The sequence below is a fragment of the Pseudomonas sp. IT-P294 genome, from assembly GCF_949767865.1.
Lineage (GTDB): Bacteria > Pseudomonadota > Gammaproteobacteria > Pseudomonadales > Pseudomonadaceae > Aquipseudomonas.
This window is the reverse complement of the sequence record NZ_CATKQW010000022.1, coordinates 635,276-651,353: the sequence shown is the minus strand read 5'-3', so window position 1 is coordinate 651,353 and position 16,078 is coordinate 635,276. Positions and strand designations below refer to the sequence as shown.

Here is a 16,078-nt window from a genome sequence, read left to right as displayed (position 1 = left end):
CCGCGTGGGAATGCAGCCCGGGACGCTCTGCGTCCCTGCCGAAGCGGACGCGGAGCGTCCATTGAGGCATTCCCACGCAGAGCGTGGGAACGATCATCTCCAACCACAAGAGGTCCCATGCCGAACCGCCCGCCTCTCGACGCTGTCACCGCCCGCTGGGTGCCGTGGGTCGTCGCCATCGCTTTCTTCATGCAATCCCTCGACGGGACCATTCTCAACACCGCCCTGCCTGCCATGGCCCGCGATCTGGCCGAGGATCCGTTGCGCATGCAAGGCGTGATCATCGCCTACATGCTTACCGTTGCGTTGCTGATCCCCGCCTCCGGCTGGATCGCTGACCGCTTCGGCACCAAGAAAATCTTCTTCGGCGCCATCCTGCTGTTCAGCCTCGGCTCATTGCTCTGCGCGTTGTCGAGCAGCCTGAGCCTGCTGATTGGCGCCCGCGTCATCCAAGGCCTGGGCGGTGCGCTGATGCTGCCGGTCGGGCGATTGGTCGTCCTGCGCGCCTACCCGCGCTCGGAGCTGGTGCGGATCATGGGGTTCATCACTATTCCCGGACTGCTCGGCCCGTTGATCGGCCCGACCATGGGCGGTTGGATGGTGGAATACCTGACCTGGCACTGGATCTTCCTGATCAACCTGCCGGTGGGCGCCGTCGGTTGCTACGCCGTCTGGAAATTCATCCCTGACCTGCGCGGCAGTGAACGTACGCGTTTCGACAGCCTGGGCTTTTTGCTGTTTGGCGCGGCAATGGTGCTGATCACCATCGCCATGGAAGGCCTGGGCGAACTGCACCTGCCACACTTGCGCGTGATGTTGCTGCTGTTCGGCGGCATGGCATGTCTGGCGGCGTATTGGCTGCGGGCCGGGCACACCGAGAATCCGCTGTTCGCGCCGTCGCTGTTCAAGACCCGGACTTTTGCCGTGGGCATTCTCGGCAACCTGTTCGCTCGCCTGGGCAGCGGCGCGCTGCCGTTCCTCGTGCCGTTGTTGCTGCAAGTGGCGCTGGGTTACTCTCCGTCCCAGGCGGGGATGAGCATGCTGCCGCTGGCCGCTGCGGCGATGTTCGCCAAGTCGGTGGCGCGACCGCTGATCGAACGCTTGGGCTATCGCATCGTGCTGACCGGCAACACCTTGGCGCTGGGGCTGATGCTGGCGAGCATGGGCCTGGTCAGCGAGCAGACGCCGTATTGGTTATTGCTGGGGATGCTGGCCATTCTTGGCGCGATCAACTCGTTGCAGTTCACCGCGATGAACACCGTGACCCTGATCGACCTCGACGATGCCAGCGCCAGCAGCGGTAACAGTCTGCTGTCGGTGGTCGCGCAATTGTCCCTGAGCCTGGGGGTTGCCTGCGCCGGCGCGTTGCTCGGTGGCTTCACCGCAGAAATCGGCAACGATGGCGTCGACACCGTGCTGGGCGCCTTCCAGCTGACCTTTGTGACCGTCGGAATCATGGCCATGCTGGCCGCGACGATCTTCTCGCAACTGTCAAAGGAAGACGGACGGCGCGTCAAACGTCCGGAAGAACACATCGAACCTTAGGGCCAATGGCCACGGGACTGATACACTGCGCGACATTTTGTTTTGCAGGCCAGTCCCGTGACCACCATCGCCACCGCTTTTAATACTTTGCCGCTGTCCGCCGCCATGCTGGCTAACCTCGACTCGCTCGGTTATACCCAGATGACGCCGATCCAGGCGCAAAGCTTGCCGGTGATCCTCAAGGGGATGGATCTGATCGCCCAGGCCAAGACCGGCAGCGGCAAGACCGCCGCCTTCGGTATCGGCCTGCTGAACCCGATCAATCCGCGCTTCTTCGGTTGCCAGGCGCTGGTCATCTGCCCAACGCGCGAGCTGGCTGACCAGGTCGCCAAGGAAATCCGTCGCCTGGCCCGCTCCGAAGACAACATCAAGGTCCTGACCCTGTGTGGCGGCGTTTCGTTCGGCCCGCAGATTGGTTCGCTTGAGCACGGCGCGCACATCATCGTCGGCACCCCTGGCCGGATCCAGCAGCACCTGCGCAAGGGTTCGCTGGTACTTCATGGCCTGAACACGCTGATCCTCGACGAAGCCGACCGCATGCTCGACATGGGCTTCTACGATTCCATCGAAGAAATCATCGCCCAGTGCCCGGAGCGCCGCCAGACTCTGCTGTTCTCCGCCACTTACCCGGTGGGCATCAAGCAACTGGCGTCGAAGTTCATGCGCAACCCGCAGCAAGTGAAGGCCGAGGCGTTCCACGACGACACGCAGATCGAGCAGCGCTTCTACGAGATCTCCCCGGATGAGCGCATGGACGCCGTGGTCAAAGTCCTCGCGCATCACCGTCCGGCCTCCTGCGTCGCGTTCTGCTTCACCAAGCAGCAGGTTCAGGAAACCGTCGATCACCTGACCTCCAAAGGCATCTCTGCCGTCGGCCTGCATGGCGATCTGGAACAGCGTGACCGTGACCAGGTATTGGCCATGTTCGCCAACCGCAGCACCTCGGTACTGGTAGCCACTGACGTCGCCGCCCGAGGCCTGGACATCGATGCGCTGGACATGGTGATCAACGTCGAACTGGCGCGTGATTCGGAAATCCACATTCACCGCGTCGGCCGTACCGGTCGTGCTGGCGAGAAAGGTATTGCGATCAGCCTGGTCGCACCGTCCGAAGCGCACCGCGCCCAAGCCATCGAACAACTGCAGAAGTCGCCGTTGAGCTGGGATCAGCTGGACAACCTCAAATCCCAGGGCGGCGCACCGCTGCTGCCGGTGATGAGCACGCTGGTGATTGGCGCGGGCCGTAAAGACAAAGTGCGTCCGGGTGACATTCTGGGTGCATTGACGGGCGATGCCGGCATTCCGGGTGCCCAGGTCGGCAAGATCGCTATTTTCGATTTCCAGGCCTATGTGGCGGTGGAACGCGGGATCGCCAAGCAGGCCTTGCAGCGCCTGAACGACGGCAAGATCAAAGGCCGTTCGCTGCGCGTGCGTATTCTCTAAGAACGCCGCGGCCCCCTGTGGGAGCTGGCCTGCCAGCGATAGCATCGACTCGGTCTGACTGGTAAACCGAGTCGATGCTATCGCCGGCAGGCCAGCTCCCACATTTGATTGCATTCCAGATCAGCTCTTGTGTGAGGACACCGTTTTGCGCTCTACCGAAGTCGTGATCATTGGCGCTGGCGCCGCAGGGTTGATGTGCGCACTGACCGCCGCCGGGCGTGGGCGCAAGGTGCTGTTGCTCGACCATGCGAACAAGGCCGGCAAGAAAATCCTGATGTCGGGCGGTGGCCGCTGCAATTTCACCAACATGTATACCGAACCGGGCAATTTTCTCTCGCAGAACGAACACTTCTGCAAATCCGCACTGGCGCGTTACACCCAGTGGGATTTCATCGGCATGGTCGCCAAACACGGCGTGCCGTACCACGAGAAAAAACTCGGCCAGCTGTTCTGCGATAACAAATCCAGCGACATCCTCGAGATGCTGCTCAATGAGTGCGATCAGGTCGGCGTGAGCCTGCACCTGGATACTTCGATCCAGACCATCGAGAAGCTCGAAAGCGGTTATCTGCTGGACACCACGCTAGGCCAGATCACCTGCGAATCGTTGGTCATCGCCACGGGCGGGCTGTCGATCCCGACGTTGGGCGCGACCGGTTTCGGTTATCAGGTGGCCAAGCAGTTCGGTCACGATCTGCTGCCGACCCGCGCCGGCCTGGTGCCGTTCACCATCACCGATCAGCTCAAAGAGCTATGCACTGAGTTGTCCGGCACATCGGTGGATTGCCTGGTGAGCTGCAACGACCAGAGCTTTCGCGAGAACATCCTGTTCACCCACCGCGGCCTAAGCGGCCCGGCGATTTTGCAGATTTCCTCGTTTTGGGAATCCGGCGACACGGTCGAAATCAACCTGATGCCAGACCACGACGTGCCGAGCTGGCTGCAACAGCAGCAAGCCGAACGCCCGAACAGCGAGTTGAAAACCTTGCTCGGTGAAATTTTCACCAAGAAAATGGCCAACCTGCTGGCGGACAACTGGTTCGTTTCCAAACCGATGAAGCAATACACCCATGCGGAAATTGCTGACATCGGCGAAAAACTGGCGAGCTGGAAAGTGGTGCCGGCTGGCACCGAGGGTTATCGCACGGCCGAAGTGACCCTGGGCGGCGTGGACACCCGCGAAGTCTCGTCCAAGACCATGGAATCGCTGAAAAGCCCCGGCCTGTATTTCATCGGCGAAGTGCTCGACGTCACCGGGCATCTGGGCGGGTTCAACTTCCAATGGGCCTGGGCCTCGGGTTACGCCGCCGCGCAATTCGTCTGACGCATCTGAATGTGAAATGCAGTCACTGTGGGAGCTGGCTTGTCGGGTCGCCGCATCGCTGCGATAGCAGTCTGGCAGTCAACATCAATGTTGAATGTGCCGGCCCTATCGCGAGCAAGCTCGCTCCCACAGGTTTTTTGGCGAACCACAAAGTTGTGATCGATGCAGGTCCAGTGTGGGAGCGAGCCTGCTCGCGATAGCAGTCTGGCAGTCAGCATCAATGTTGAATGTGCCAATCCTATCGCGAGCAAGCTCGCGCCCACAGGTTTCTCTGCCAATCACCAAATGGGTGATTGGCAACAGATCCTCGTATTCAAAGGAACAGATTTTGCTGTCAGATGTGATCGGCGCCATTGCGTCGACGTCATTACTGGCTCAATTTAGCGTCATCGCCTCGGAAGGCCCTCGCACTTCATGTCATCGACCCCTTTTAGTCAGTCTCTGCGCCGCCTCTGGGCGCTGGATAAATTCAGCTACAGCGTGCGGGTGTTCATCGCCCTGACCGGCACCATGGCTGTCTGTTGGTATCAGGATGAAATGGGGCTGCTGATCCCATTGTTCCTGGGGATCATCGCCAGCGCCCTGGCCGAAACCGACGACAGTTGGCAGGGCCGCCTCAACGCGCTGGCCGTGACGCTGGTGTGCTTCAGCGTTGCTGCCCTCTCCGTCGAATTGCTGTTCCCCTACCCGATCGTTTTCGTCATCGCCCTGGCGCTGGCCAGTTTCGGCCTGACCATGCTCGGCGCCCTCGGCGAACGCTATGGCGCAATTGCCTCGGCAACGTTGATTCTGTCGGTCTACACCATGATCGGCGTGGACCAACGCGGCGGCGCGGTCACCGACTTCTGGCACGAGCCAGTGCTGCTGGTGGCCGGTGCGGCCTGGTACGGTTTGCTGTCGGTGCTGTGGCAGGCGCTGTTCTCCAATCAGCCGGTGCAGCAAAGCCTGGCGCGACTGTTCCGCGAATTGGGCTATTACCTGAAGCTCAAAGCTTCACTGTTCGAGCCGATCCGGCAACTGGACGTGGAGGCGCGTCGACTGGAACTGGCCCAGCAAAACGGCCGGGTGGTGGCGGCGCTCAACGCAGCCAAGGAAATCATCCTGCATCGGGTCGGCAATGGTCGGCCGGGGGCCAAGGTCAGCCGCTACCTCAAGCTGTACTTCCTCGCTCAAGACATCCATGAGCGCGCCAGTTCGTCGCACTATCCTTACAACGCGCTGGCCGAGGCATTCTTCCACAGCGACGTGCTGTTCCGCTGTCAGCGCCTGCTGCGCCAGCAAGGCAAAGCCTGCCGCGCCTTGGCCGAATCGATCCAGATGCGCCAGCCTTTCGTCTATGACGCCAGCTTCGCCGAAGCCCTGAGCGACCTGCACGCCTCGCTCGAACACCTGCGCATCCAGAGCAACCCGGCCTGGCGGGGTCTGCTGCGTTCATTGCGCGCGCTGGCCGCCAACCTCGGCACCCTCGACCGCTTGCTCAGCGATGCCAGCAATCCCGACGCCTTGGCCGACGCCACGGACAGTAGCCTGCTCGACCGTTCGCCGCGCAACCTCAAGGATGTGTGGATTCGCTTGCGCACGCAGCTGACGCCGACATCGCTGCTGTTTCGCCATGCACTGCGTCTGCCCCTGGCCTTGAGCATCGGCTACGGCATGGTGCATTTGATTCACCCGTCGCAGGGTTACTGGATCATCCTCACCACGCTGTTTGTTTGTCAGCCGAACTACGGCGCGACCCGGCGCAAACTCGGGCAGCGGATCTTTGGCACGGCGATTGGCCTGACCTTGGCCTGGGCACTGTTCGATCTGTTCCCCAACCCTTTGATTCAGTCGTGCTTCGCGATTGCCGCCGGGGTGGTGTTCTTTATCAACCGCACTACCCGCTACACCCTGGCCACGGCCGCGATCACCCTGATGGTGCTGTTCTGCTTCAACCAGGTCGGGGACGGCTACGGGCTGTTCCTGCCGCGACTGCTCGACACCTTGCTTGGCAGCCTGATCGCCGGGCTCGCGGTGTTCCTGTTCCTGCCGGACTGGCAGGGCCGACGCCTGAACAAAGTGCTGGCCAACACCCTGACCTGCAACAGCATTTACCTGCGCCAGATCATGCAGCAATACGCTGTCGGCAAGAGCGACGATCTCGCGTATCGCCTGGCCCGGCGAAACGCGCACAACGCAGACGCGGCGCTGTCGACGACACTGGCGAACATGTTGATGGAGCCGGGGCATTTTCGTAAGGAAGCGGATGTCGGGTTTCGCTTCCTGGTGCTGTCGCACACGCTGCTCAGTTACTTGTCGGGCTTGGGTGCGCACCGAGAAACCCAACTGCCGGCGGATGTGCGCGAGCACCTGATCGACGGTGCAGGCGTGAGCCTGGCCGCCAGCATCGACGAGATCGCCCAGGGCCTGACAAACAAACTACCGATAGCGATTCAGAGTGATGCGGAAGAGGCGCTGGCCAATGAACTGGAACAGATGCCGGATGAAATCGACGAAGGCCAGCGACTGGTGCAGACGCAGTTGGCGTTGATCTGCCGCCAGCTGGGGCCCTTGCGCACGCTGGCGGCGCACCTGATCAAGGACACCAGCGAAACCTGAGATTTGTGGTGAAGGGCCATCAGCCACACCACACATTTCAGAGAAACTTCACATCCCATGCTGCCTCATCAACCGCTCATAACTGCCATCCGCCTTCATCTCGGCAATCTCGCGGTCGAAGTTGGCGACAATTTGTTCATGCTGCGGATTCTTCAGGCTGACCAGTATGTGCAAGCTGTTCTCGCTCAACGGCTTGGGCAGGAACTCCACGGCATTGCGCACCTTGGCTGATTCCCGAGCCAGGTAATAACGGGCGACGTATTCGTCTTCCAGGGTCAACTTGACCCGGTCCGCCGCCACCATGCGCACGGCCATCGCGAAGTTATGCACCGGGACTTTCTGCAGCGACACGTCTTCGTCGAACTCCGGCGAATAGGCATAACCACGCACCACCGCAATCGGATAGGTGTGCAGTTGCTGCAGGTTGTTGAACTCGATCGGTGCATCCTTGCGCTTGAGAAAGCGCACACGGTTGAGCAGGTACTCTCCCGAAAACTGGCCCAGCTTGGTGCGTTCCTCGGTGTACCAGGTGTTGACTAACACGTCGTAACGTCCTTCACCGACGCCCAACAGAGCTCGCGCCCAGGGCACCTGCTCAAAATCACTGGCATAACCGGCCCGGGCCAGCGCGGTGCTGACGATGTCCGTGGCCAAGCCACCATTGACCAGCGTGGCGTCGGTAAAGGGTGGCCAGGCATCGGCGACGAGGCGCAATTTTTCCGCTGCCGCACTCTGTGCCAGCAACAGCAATCCGATCAAAGCAAACGCTCGATGCAATCGCGGCATGCTTGAAAATCCTTAGCGGGCGGATTGCCCGGCGTATTTTTCAGCCAAAACTCCAAGACCCACGTACCGACAAGCCAGGTACTCAACGTTAGCTCATTGAAGCCACTGCACAGCGTTCAATCTCAGATTACACAAAGAAGACAACGCCGCGCTAAATGAATGATGGCATTTTGGCCTTTGTCACAGATTTACCCGCCATGAAGACATCCATCGACAGGACGCTTAGTATCGGAACGACGTTGTTCAAGGAATGTGAAGATGACAATTGATTGGGTCTGCAAACACCACAGCGATCTGGGCAAGGAACAGCTGTACGCCATTTTGCAGTTGCGTGCACAGGTGTTCGTCGTCGAACAGAGATGCGCTTATCAGGATGTCGACGGGCAAGATCTGGAAGGTGACACCTGCCATTTGATGGCGTGGGATGAGGATCAACTGGTGGGGTACCTGAGATTGCTCGATCCGCAAACCCAGGGCGGCGACGTGGTGATCGGCCGCGTAATCATTGCACCTCAAGCACGTGGTACCGGGCTTGGGCATGCTTTGATGGAACAGGCGTTGAAGCAAGCCGAAAAGCATTGGCCTGACGTGCCGATCTATCTCTCGGCCCAGGCGCATTTACAGGGGTATTACGGGCGGTACGGATTTGTGGTGTCGGGCGAAGAGTTTCTTGAGGATGATATTCCGCATATCGGGATGCGTCGTCCGTAACGATCGTTCCCACGCTCTGCGTGGGAATGCAGCCCGGGACGCTCTGCGTCCCAAGAGCGGACGCAGAGCGTCCATTGAGGCATTCCCACGCAGAGCGTGGGAACGATCATCTCAGGGATATTCCAGCACCGCTTTGATCTGCCGAAGATTACGCTCGATCCACCCGCGATCAATCGCCCCCCACTCGCGAATCCGATAGCGCCCCGCATGATTGCGTGCGCCCTCTTCCTGCTCAAATTCGCAAATGATGTCCAGATCCGCCAATGCGGCAATGGTGTCCTGCGCCGTGCGCCGGGGCATGCCGGTCACCTCGGTCAATGCCGGGACGCTGCTCGCCAGCCCGCTGTCAATCAGATACGCCACGTATAAACGGCGGTAGAAGCTGCTCTTGGTCTTGCTGACATCCATTCAAACACTCCAGGCTGCGATCTGTTGATCTTTTACTGCATATCCCGCCACGTCAGGTACACCCGCAGATCAAACTCCACCTGGTGATACCCCGGCAACATGTGTTCGCAGAGTTTGTAGAACGCCTTGTTGTGATCCGACTCTTTGAAGTGCGCCAGCTCATGCACCACGATCATTTTCAGAAATTCAGAGGGCGCTTCCTTGAACAACGAGGCCACCCGGATTTCCTTCTTGGCCTTGAGCTTGCCGCCCTGCACTCTCGAAATCGTGGTGTGCAGGCCGAGGGCGCGATGGGTCAGGTCGAGGCGGTTGTCGAACAACACCTTGTCGATGGCCGGCGCGTTACGCAGGTATTCCTGCTTGAGCTCCAGCGCATAGGTGTACAGCGCCTTGTCGCTCTGTACGGCGTGTTGTTCCGGGTAGCGCTTGCTCAGGTAATCGCCCAGCCGACCTTCGGCGATCAGCTGGCGCACCTGATCCTGCAACGCAGCGGGATAGGCCTGGAGGTATTTCAACGCAGTCATTGAGGTCGGCAACACACGATCACGAAAAGATCGCCAGTGTAGCGAATTCAACGGGGCAGCGCGCTCCAGTCAAACGGCTGCACAAAGTCGCCGGCATCCTCGGCCATCATCGGCCGCCCCACCAGAAAACCCTGCACATACTGGCAACCATTGGCTTGAAGCCATTCATATTGCGCAACGGTTTCAACCCCTTCGGCAATCACCAGCATCCCGTACTGCTTGCACAGGTCGATCACGTTGCGCACCAGCGCCGCGTCCCGTTCGGATTCCGGCAGACGGGCAATCAAATGTCGGTCGAACTTGAGTGTATCCAGTTCCAGATCGCGCAGATGAGACAACGAGCACGGCCCGGAGCCGAAGTCATCCAGTGCCACCCGCACCCCAAGATTGCGCAGCAGGCGCAACGTTTTGCGAGTTTCCTCGGGGTTTTGCATCAACGCTTCTTCCGTCACCTCGACTTCCAGACAACGCGGCTGCAAGCCATGACGTTCAATCACCTGGCGCAATTCGGTGACCAGGTTGGGCATACCGAACTGGGTGCTGCTCAAACTGACGCCCAGCACCAGATCCTCGGCAAACAAGCTTTCCCAAGCCTTGCGCTGTCCGGCGCCGCGTTGATAAATCCAGCTGCCTAGACGGCTGATCAGCCGCGCCTCTTCCAGCAACGGCAAAAACAGGCCCGGCGGTACGTCGCCGACGCTCGGATGCTGCCAGCGCAGCAAGGCTTCGAACCCGCGAATTTGCCCGCCATCGATGGCCACTTGCGGTTGATACACCAGATTGAAATCACGGTTTTCGATGGCCGTGCGCACACTCTCTTCAAGCATCAATCGCGAGCGCGCCCGCCCGTTCATTTCATGATCGTAGAACCGGTACTGCTGGCGGCCAGCGCGCTTGGCCTCATACATGGCGATGTCCGATGCACGCAGCAAGCCATCGAGATTGGCCCCGCAATCCGGGAAGGTGGCGATGCCGATGCTGGCGCCCAAGGCGATATCCAGCCCATCGATCTGCTGACAGATCGACACCCGCTCGATGAGTTTCTCGGCAATCTTCGCCGCTTGTTCCGGGAATTCCAGGTCCAGCAGCGCCGTGAACTCATCGCCGCCCATGCGCGCCAGAATGTCGAAGGGCCGCAGACACGCCTTCAATTGCTCGGACACCCAACGCAACACCCGGTCGCCGGCATCGTGACCGAGGGAGTCGTTGACGCGCTTGAAGCCGTCGAGGTCCAGGTACAGCAGCACCCAGGCGCTGTCGGACCGTTCGCCGCGCAACAGCAGATTTTCGACGGTCTGGTAGAACCCGCGACGGTTGAGCAGCCCGGTCAATGGGTCGGTCACCGCCTGGAATTCCAGTTGCTGATGCAGATGGCGCACCACCGACATGTCCAGCACCGTGACAACCATCGCCTGTTGTTCGCGGGGCAACGGCGCGCAAGACAGCGCCACCGGCACCTGCTGGCCAGGCGCGGTGCGCAACATCGCATCGTGCAGGCGCAGGGTTTCGCCGCGTTTGTAACCGATATAAAGCTCAGAATCGGCCCACACCGGGATATGTGGTTTCTGCAGGAAATCGAGGAATTCCTTGCCTTGCAGATCCTGCACCGTGGCGTTGAGCAGCCGCGACATCGCCGGATTGGCAAAGCGGATCAAACCGTCCTCCCCCACCACCAGGATGCCCTCGGCGGCGTTGTCCAGCACCGAGGCGTTAAACGCCCGAGCGACCTCCAGATCGCGGCTCAGGCGCTGCAACGCACGGCGGTTGCGCTGGTGCTCGAGCAATGCCTGGACTTTGGGCTTGAGAATTTGCGGATCAAACGGTTTGAACAGGTAATCCACCGCGCCACTGGCATAGCCCTTGATCACGGCGTCCTGGGACTGTTCGTTGGCGGTGAGGAAAATAATCGGCGTGAGTCGGGTTCGTTGACTGCCGCGCATCAGGCGCGCGACTTCGAAACCGTCCATGCCCGGCATCTGCACATCCAGCAGCACCAGGTCGATGTCATGTTCGAGTAAAAGACTCAGGGCTTCAAAACCGGAAGCTGCGGTGATGACCTGCCAATCCTGGCGCTGAAGTAACGCCCGCATGCTGATCAGGTTTTCAGGGTAATCGTCGACGATTAAAAGGATCGAGTTGCCTTCAGCTGGCGTGGGGTGCGCGCATTCCATGCTGCTTCTCTTGTTCGGGGCGTCAGGCCGGTTTCTCGTGAAAACCGGACAAATACTGAGGCTTCACTCTAGACCGGGATCTGCAAAAGCAGAAGCTGTCAGTGCGCCATCATTTAACCATCAGGTTCATTTGCCGACTAACGGTCACCTCTAAAAGCCCCTGAAACCGGGAAAGATGGCTTTTTGACAGGATTTTGGCGTCAGCCACCCGTCAGTCCGCTGTTAACAAATTGAACTTCTACGATTATAAAGACCCCCCCCCAATGCTTGTGCTAGAGCTTCTGGTACCTGCGTGCAGTAAAATTTGTGGAAGCCTTTCTATGATCGATCTCGCAACCTGGAACCTCAGTGTTCCTGTCGGCAACCCGCCGTACACCGTTGACACACCGAAACTGGTGAAAGGCTTCAAGGATCAATACTTCCACTCCGATACCGGCACACTGTTTTTCTGGGCCCCGGTCACCGGCTCCAAGACCGAAAACGCCAAATACCCCCGTACCGAACTTCGCGAAACCTACAGCAACGGCACCCTGCACAACTGGCTCTACTCGGACGCCGACAACCTACTGCACGCCACCCTGGCGGTGAACCAGGTGCCAAGCTCCGGAAAGATCGTCATCGGCCAGATCCATGCCTATGAAAGCCAGAAGCCTTTGATCAAGCTTGAGTATCAGTACAAGACCAGCACTTCGACCGGCAACATCGTCGCCAAAGTGCGCATGCGCCCGGATGATGGCGAAGGCCGAGTGATCACCATTGCTACCGGCGTGAAGCTGGATCAGGAGTTCTCCTACCTCATTCACTTGAGCCGTGGCGGTGCGCTGGGCATCAGCGCGGCGGGTAACCAGTGGGACACCGACATCAGCAAGACCTGGCGCGACAAGCCGCTGTATTTCAAGGCTGGGGTTTATGTGCAAGACCACACCGGGTACACCAGCGAAGGCGCGAAAGTGACGTTCAGCAAACTGGATATTGATCACAATAAGTAATCCCCGCAGCTCGCAATCCCTGTAGCAGCTGCCGAGCGGCTGCTACAGCGTCCGAAAAACGCGTAGGACGTCTCCGACTGTGGCGAGGGAGCTTGCTCCCGCTGAGCGGCGAAGCAGCCCCAAACCCCGCCACCTGATTCCCACAGACACGCCACGCCCCCGATTTACGGCGCCTGCGCCTCCGAACGGGAGCAAGCTCCCTCGCCACAATGACCGCATACAGGTCCTACAGCCCGGTTGCGGCTGCCCGAATCGCTGCCTAAAGTTGGCCCGTCGCTGACCATTGTTGGCGATAGGGTTTCGCAGCCCTAGCGAGTTAGATCCACAACCGTCAAAATACGGCGCGGCAACTTTGCCTGTGCTCTTTTTATGGCGGCTGTGCGTGGGAGACCATCTGGTCTGCCGGGTCTTAACTCCTCGGTCTGCGAACCCGCGCGCAGTTGCCACCCAATTTGTTTCGCAGCAAACGGTGGCAAATTCTTTTCTTGAGTTAAGGATTTTCTATGAGCAATCAGCAACCGCCACGCCGCTTCACCCCAATGTCCCAACTGGCCACCGACTATCCCGTCCTTCTCATCGACAGCGACGCCCCGCTACGCGAACTCCATAACTGCGTCAGCGAACGCCTCAATGCCGTCCTCAAATACTTGAATCTGATGGCCTGCACCAGCCTGCCGGACTACGCCGAGAACGATATCAACACCGTTTCCAATATCGCGCGGATTCTGATCCAGGATGTAAGCGATGTGTTTCAAGTGATTGAACAGCGCGGCTTTGACGTAACGAAAGCTCAATAGCCGATTCACAGGCAATAAAAACCCGCAGCAATGCGGGTTTTTATTAAGGACGATTTAATAAATCCGCCCCCCTTTTTTCTTTCTTTTTTCTTTGTTCAGTCAGTATGAACCGGTGGGATTTTAATCTCACCGTCCGGGAGCCGCACTTCACTTGGGATAAGATAAGTTGCCGTCTTGATATTTCCGTATTTTAAGCTGACTTGAATTCCATTATTTTCAATGACGAGATCCAGATTCAAGAATTTTCCACTATAAACGCTACCATCTTTCATTTCTACATAGATAGATTCTCCGCGCTTGATCGCATTTAATGTAGAAACTTTCTGACTCTCATCAACACTCAACATTTCTGATTCACTCACGGATGAAGCCTCCGATAAATGTATTGAGAATAGGGAAAGCGTCATCCCTACCTGTTGCGCAATAGAAGTTAGAACAACATTAAGATTTTTACACCTGTAAAAATTGACAGTTCTTTATACGCTTTAGCTATATCATTAACTAAAACAAGGCGCCAAACCAACCAAATAATAAGTGAACAACAAAAACAACGGCAAACAAAGAGGACACCCATTAGCCGGCCTCGAGTCAAGACTAAAAAAAAAAAAAGAAAAAAAACAAAGGGGACAGATTTATTATTTAATCGATTGTAAAAAAACAAAGGGGACAGATTTATTATTTAATCGATTGTCTGCTGCTATGCTTCAACCATCACTACAAGGACGTAGGAGGCTATATGCCCAGAATGGGACGTGTTGTGTTACCTAATTATCCGCATCATGTCGTGCAACGAGGCCACAATAAACAGGTTGTGTTCGCCGAGCCGGGGGACTTCCAGCGCTACCTCGAGGACCTGCGAGAGCTCAAAGCGCTATACAACGTTAAAATTTATGCATTCTGCTTGATGACCAATCATGTCCATCTACTGCTCGCACCAGGAAATTCCGCAGCGAGCCTCGGACAATTGATGAAAGGCCTGGCAGGCCGAATGACACGCTATCGCAACAAGCTGGAGGGACGCTCCGGCACCTTGTGGGAAAGTCGGTACAAATCCAGCGTGGTTCAAACCGACACCTATTTGCTGGCTTGTAGTCGATACATCGAACTGAACCCGGTGCGAGCGCAAATGGTTCAGCATGCACAGGATTACCCTTGGTCGAGTCTGCACCTGCGCCTCAATGAAACGGCTGAAAATCATTGGCTGGATGAGGATCTTTGCTTCACCGAACTCGGCGCAACCCATACCGAACGTCTTGCCCGCTACACCTCGTTTATGGAACAGACGATTCCTTGCTCGGAGTTGCAGTTAATCAGAGGCGCCCTTCAGCGCGGACAATTGACGGGCAACCCTCGATTCACAGACGAGATAGAAAGTATCACTGGAACGCGAATATCACGTCGCGCGCGAGGCAGGCCTACAAAGCAAACCGAATAGAGGCACCAAAGCGAGGGGACAATTAAATAAATCCAATTAAATAAATCTGTCCCCTTTTCTTTCTTTTCTTTTTGGGATCACTCAGAATCTGTCCCCTTTTCTTTTTGAACCAATACCGACTCTAATATGCCAGCACCCTAGAAACCTGCTTCTATACCGGCCTCATTTCAAGGTGTATGGTTGAGTGGTCTCCAACACCGTAATCCGACAATGTCCTCCCGTCCTCAAGCTGTTTGCCCTCATAAATCAATCTAATCTTATCAGGCGAAAATCCCTTTTTATCTTGTATCTTCGACTTTATATTCTCAATGGAGTCCGAGGAATCAGCGAACACATCAAATACCTCCCCACTATGAAGTTCGATGTGAATACACTCCACGCCAAACACCGTAGACCGGGTCCCTTTTAGACTCAAAATATTCCGACGAAGAATATTCAGCACATAGGGATTTTCCTCGGTAGAGATTGTAATCATTGACGCATCTACCGACTTAAGTATGCTATTAAACTCTCGAGGCACATACCCACCTAAATCTGCATCATAAACGTTAGCCTTGACATATATAAACTTTCCAATAGTTGATTCTTCTATCCGTTGAGATATCACATCACTCATGATATATAACCCTCTCACCCTTACAACGCGATACTGAAAAAAAGAAAAAGAAGAGGAACAAATCTATTTATCGACAAATCCTCTATATCTTCCCGCCATGCGATAAACAATAGGCTGTAGAACTCAAAAACTCACCTGTAAAACATGACAGTTTTTAATACATTTTCGCGATAACCAGATAAACAAAATAACCATACCTAGCGCCTTGCCCGCTGAATGAAACAAACGATTTTTTCCTCCGAACGCAGTTAATCAGAGGCGCCCCCCGTAAGCGCTGACAATTGACGGGTAATCCTCGATTCACAGATGAAATAGAAAAAATTACTGGATTGCGAATATCCCATCGAGCGCGAGGTAGGCCTGCGAAACAATTCGAATAAAACCACGAGGGGGTGTTTAGTCCTGAAATGGCGATTAAATAGATCTGTCACCTTTTCTAATTCAGAGACGATGCCAACCCAATACATCCGCTCTTACTTTCAGTCGATTAATCTTATCCGACTATAGCAAAACGATATTAAAAACTGTCAAATCTTACAGGTGACTCCATCAACCCATCAAACTAATCTGATCTACCTAACACAAGAGAACAGAGCCGGACACACAAACAAATTCAGCTGATCTCCTCTAACTCCTGAAGGTATCTAGCATGCGTACGCATACAAAAATCATGATATTGCTAATTAGTACGTTTTTTTCGACAGTCGGTGCAAGCGTCACATTGGCAGGGC

Annotated in this window: 14 protein-coding genes; 8 read left to right on the top strand and 6 right to left on the bottom strand. The window is 56.8% G+C overall.

Annotated features, from left to right (window positions below; all coding sequences use genetic code 11):
* Positions 1 to 60 precede the first annotated feature (60 nt).
* From mdtD to yccS, 4 genes are all read left to right on the top strand, one after another.
* Positions 61 to 1,545 carry a multidrug transporter subunit MdtD gene (gene mdtD, locus ACM6I0_RS18150; RefSeq protein WP_414922998.1) on the top strand — a complete coding sequence of 495 codons (1,485 nt, stop codon included), beginning with the start codon at positions 61 to 63 and terminating at the stop codon, positions 1,543 to 1,545.
* Between the two features lie 105 nt (positions 1,546 to 1,650).
* A complete protein-coding gene (gene dbpA / locus ACM6I0_RS18145) occupies positions 1,651 to 2,988 on the top strand; it encodes an ATP-dependent RNA helicase DbpA (protein ID WP_231997110.1) in 1,338 nt (445 codons plus the stop codon).
* Between the two features lie 145 nt (positions 2,989 to 3,133).
* Positions 3,134 to 4,312, top strand: coding sequence for an NAD(P)/FAD-dependent oxidoreductase (locus ACM6I0_RS18140; protein WP_259153677.1), 1,179 nt, complete (start codon positions 3,134 to 3,136; stop codon positions 4,310 to 4,312).
* Between the two features lie 414 nt (positions 4,313 to 4,726).
* Complete coding sequence (gene yccS / locus ACM6I0_RS18135) at positions 4,727 to 6,910, top strand: YccS family putative transporter (protein WP_285432738.1); 2,184 nt, start codon at positions 4,727 to 4,729, stop codon at positions 6,908 to 6,910.
* A 48-nt stretch (positions 6,911 to 6,958) separates the two neighbouring features.
* On the opposite strand, the gene ACM6I0_RS18130 is transcribed toward yccS, so the two are convergent.
* The gene (locus tag ACM6I0_RS18130) at positions 6,959 to 7,696 is read right to left on the bottom strand and encodes a substrate-binding periplasmic protein (protein ID WP_285432740.1); all 738 of its coding nucleotides are present in this window, start codon (positions 7,694 to 7,696) and stop codon (positions 6,959 to 6,961) included.
* 258 nt (positions 7,697 to 7,954) lie between these two features.
* Here ACM6I0_RS18130 and ACM6I0_RS18125 point away from each other — a divergent pair, with 258 nt between their 5' ends.
* Complete coding sequence (locus tag ACM6I0_RS18125; protein ID WP_414922938.1) at positions 7,955 to 8,407, top strand: GNAT family N-acetyltransferase; 453 nt, start codon at positions 7,955 to 7,957, stop codon at positions 8,405 to 8,407.
* A gap of 111 nt (positions 8,408 to 8,518) precedes the next feature.
* Here the strand turns inward: ACM6I0_RS18125 and ACM6I0_RS18120 are convergent, their stop codons facing one another.
* From ACM6I0_RS18120 to ACM6I0_RS18110, 3 genes are read right to left on the bottom strand one after another with little or no spacing between them, the layout of a single operon-like run.
* Positions 8,519 to 8,815 (bottom strand): winged helix-turn-helix domain-containing protein, encoded by a 297-nt coding sequence (locus tag ACM6I0_RS18120; RefSeq protein ID WP_090178776.1) that lies wholly within the window; start codon positions 8,813 to 8,815, stop codon positions 8,519 to 8,521.
* Between the two features lie 32 nt (positions 8,816 to 8,847).
* Complete coding sequence (locus ACM6I0_RS18115; protein ID WP_285432743.1) at positions 8,848 to 9,339, bottom strand: M48 family metallopeptidase; 492 nt, start codon at positions 9,337 to 9,339, stop codon at positions 8,848 to 8,850.
* A gap of 47 nt (positions 9,340 to 9,386) precedes the next feature.
* Positions 9,387 to 11,510: a putative bifunctional diguanylate cyclase/phosphodiesterase gene (locus ACM6I0_RS18110; protein WP_414922937.1), complete on the bottom strand. Its 2,124-nt coding sequence runs from the start codon at positions 11,508 to 11,510 to the stop codon at positions 9,387 to 9,389.
* A 320-nt stretch (positions 11,511 to 11,830) separates the two neighbouring features.
* Between ACM6I0_RS18110 and ACM6I0_RS18105 the strand changes: the two genes are divergently transcribed.
* Both ACM6I0_RS18105 and ACM6I0_RS18100 read left to right on the top strand, forming a co-directional pair.
* A complete protein-coding gene (locus ACM6I0_RS18105; RefSeq protein WP_285432746.1) occupies positions 11,831 to 12,499 on the top strand; it encodes a polysaccharide lyase family 7 protein in 669 nt (222 codons plus the stop codon).
* A gap of 503 nt (positions 12,500 to 13,002) precedes the next feature.
* A complete protein-coding gene (locus ACM6I0_RS18100; protein ID WP_285432747.1) occupies positions 13,003 to 13,296 on the top strand; it encodes a fructose-bisphosphate aldolase in 294 nt (97 codons plus the stop codon).
* Between the two features lie 95 nt (positions 13,297 to 13,391).
* Here ACM6I0_RS18100 and ACM6I0_RS18095 read toward each other — a convergent pair whose 3' ends face one another.
* Positions 13,392 to 13,658 (bottom strand): hypothetical protein, encoded by a 267-nt coding sequence (locus ACM6I0_RS18095; protein WP_285432748.1) that lies wholly within the window; start codon positions 13,656 to 13,658, stop codon positions 13,392 to 13,394.
* Positions 13,659 to 14,032: 374 nt separating this feature from the next.
* On the opposite strand from ACM6I0_RS18095, the gene ACM6I0_RS18090 reads away from it, so the two are divergent.
* Positions 14,033 to 14,731, top strand: coding sequence for a transposase (locus ACM6I0_RS18090; RefSeq protein ID WP_285432750.1), 699 nt, complete (start codon positions 14,033 to 14,035; stop codon positions 14,729 to 14,731).
* Positions 14,732 to 14,882: 151 nt separating this feature from the next.
* Here ACM6I0_RS18090 and ACM6I0_RS18085 read toward each other — a convergent pair whose 3' ends face one another.
* Entirely contained in the window at positions 14,883 to 15,347 is a 465-nt protein-coding gene (locus tag ACM6I0_RS18085) for a ubiquitin-like protein (protein ID WP_414922936.1), read from the bottom strand.
* Positions 15,348 to 16,078 lie beyond the last annotated feature (731 nt).